2 protein-coding genes and 1 pseudogene are annotated in these 2047 nt (G+C 46.4%); all 3 read left to right on the top strand.

Going from position 1 to position 2047, the window contains the following annotated elements:
- Nucleotides 1–206 (top strand): annotated as a pseudogene (locus tag HP456_RS23295) (chitin disaccharide deacetylase); the annotation flags it as partial.
- A 21-nt stretch (nt 207–227) separates the two neighbouring features.
- Nucleotides 228–1628 carry a PTS transporter subunit EIIC gene (locus tag HP456_RS23290; RefSeq protein ID WP_172255482.1) on the top strand — a complete coding sequence of 467 codons (1401 nt, stop codon included), beginning with the start codon at nt 228–230 and terminating at the stop codon, nt 1626–1628.
- A 68-nt stretch (nt 1629–1696) separates the two neighbouring features.
- A partial coding sequence (locus tag HP456_RS23285; protein ID WP_172255480.1) for a sugar phosphate isomerase family occupies nt 1697–2047 on the top strand: 351 nt, incomplete at its 3' end.

Below are 2047 nucleotides of genomic sequence, written 5' to 3'. Positions count from 1 at the left end.
ATGAGAAAACACTGGATACACTCTTCGAAAAGAGTAACTCAGTGGAAGTGATGTGCCATCCTGCCTATCTGGATAAAAAGCTGATGGCGACCTCATCGTTCACGTATCCAAGGGTGGATGAAGTAGAATTTCTGACTCACCCGGAAATTATCGGGCTGCTCAAGTCACGGTCCGATATCGAATTAACAACGTTCAAGGGGATTTAATTTACTAAGGGGGGATTTTTCATGAAGGGTTTCTTGCAAAAGTTAGGTAAGTCACTGCTGATTCCGATTGTTGCTCTGCCGATCGCCGGGTTGTTACTAAGGTTGACTGCACCAGATTTATTGGACATTCCATTGTTTCAGGCAGCAGGGGTAATCCTGGCTCAAATGGACGCGATTATTGCGATCGGGATTGCGATGGGGCTTGCGAATACCCGGGATAAAGGGATACCTGCATTGACCGGGTTTCTCGCCATCATCGTGTTAAAAGAAGGATTAAAGGTCATGGATCCGGATCTGAACATGAGTGTGTTCGGCGGTGTCATGGCAGGATTGATAGCGGCATTCATCTATAATCGATTCAAAGATACCAAACTGCCGAGCATGTTTGCCTTCTTCAGCGGAGAGAAGTTTCCAATCACGATGATCATCTTTACGATGATTCCGGTAGCTGGAATTATGTCACTGATCTGGCCCTATGCACAGATGGGGATCGATGCATTCAGTAAAACGTTAATGGGCCTCGGTGCCCTCGGTGTATTCATCTTCGGGTTCTTGAACCGTTTCCTTCTGCCATTTGGACTGCATCATGTCCTTAACACCTATGCGTATTTCGGGCTTGGGGAATATGAAACCGCTTCAGGAGAAGTCGTAAACGGCGAGATCACCCGGTTCTTAAGCGGGGATCCGAGTGCAGGCTTCTTTATCGGAGGATTTTATATCACGATGATGTTTGGTATCCCAGCGATTGCACTGGCGATCACAAAAGCAGCCAAAAAGCGGAAGCAGGAAACGAAAACGCTGATGAGTTCCGGCGCAGCCACGTCATTTGTGACAGGGATCACGGAACCGATCGAGTTTACGTTCCTGTTCACATCACCGCTGCTTTATTTCATTCATTCTGTTTACACCGGTTTGGCCGGCGCGGTGCTGTACATGCTTCATATCAGGCACGGATTTTCGTGGGGGGCAGGCCTGATCGACTATGTCGTGAACCTGAACCTGTCGGATGGAGGCTTGCTCATCATTCCTGTAGGACTTGTTTTCTTTGCTCTTTACTATTTTACCTTCTATACCATTATCGTGAAGAGGGATATTAAACTCATCGGGCGGGAAGACGACCTCGAGTTCGAGGCGGCAGCCACGGCAGAAGAAAAAGACCTGTCACTCTCTCACTCAAACCATGAATACATGGCGAAGAAAATCCTTGAAAACATCGGCGGAAAAGAAAATGTCATCGTGAATGATCACTGCATGACCCGTCTTCGCCTTGAATTGAAAGACACAGATAAAGTAAATGAAGAAAAGATTAAACAGACTGGTGCGCATGGGGTCATCAAGGTAGACAAGAAGAACGTCCAGATCGTCATCGGCTCCCAGGCTACAACCATTAAGAAAGAGTTAGATAAATTCTTAGATCAATAGGATTCTTTAAGCCAACCCCGGTTCCTCCAAGGAAACCGGGGTTGGTGCTTAAAAGGAAGGAGACTATCATGAACCTTGTTTCGGTGAAGGATTATCAAGAATTAAGTGAATACGCCTGCAATGAGATAGAGGGAGTTGTGCGAGCAAACCCTCACTCTGTACTGGGACTCGCAACAGGCGGGACCCCGCTCGGAACCTATCAGGAAATGATAAAAGGATTTGCAGAAAGGAATGTCGACTACCGCCATGTCACTACCTTTAATCTCGATGAATATATCGGGCTGGGACGAGAGCATCCACAGAGCTATTACGCTTATATGATGAATAACCTTTTCAACCATATCAATGTTTCCCCGGATCATATTCATATTCCCATTGGAAACGGAGAAGGATTGGAATTAGAATGTCACCGATATGAA

It is taken from the genome of Bacillus haikouensis, assembly GCF_013179555.1.
In the GTDB taxonomy this organism is placed as follows: domain Bacteria; phylum Bacillota; class Bacilli; order Bacillales; family Bacillaceae_B; genus Rossellomorea; species Rossellomorea haikouensis_A.
The sequence above is the reverse complement of the archived record's forward strand: the minus strand, read 5'-3'. Positions and strand labels throughout refer to the sequence as shown.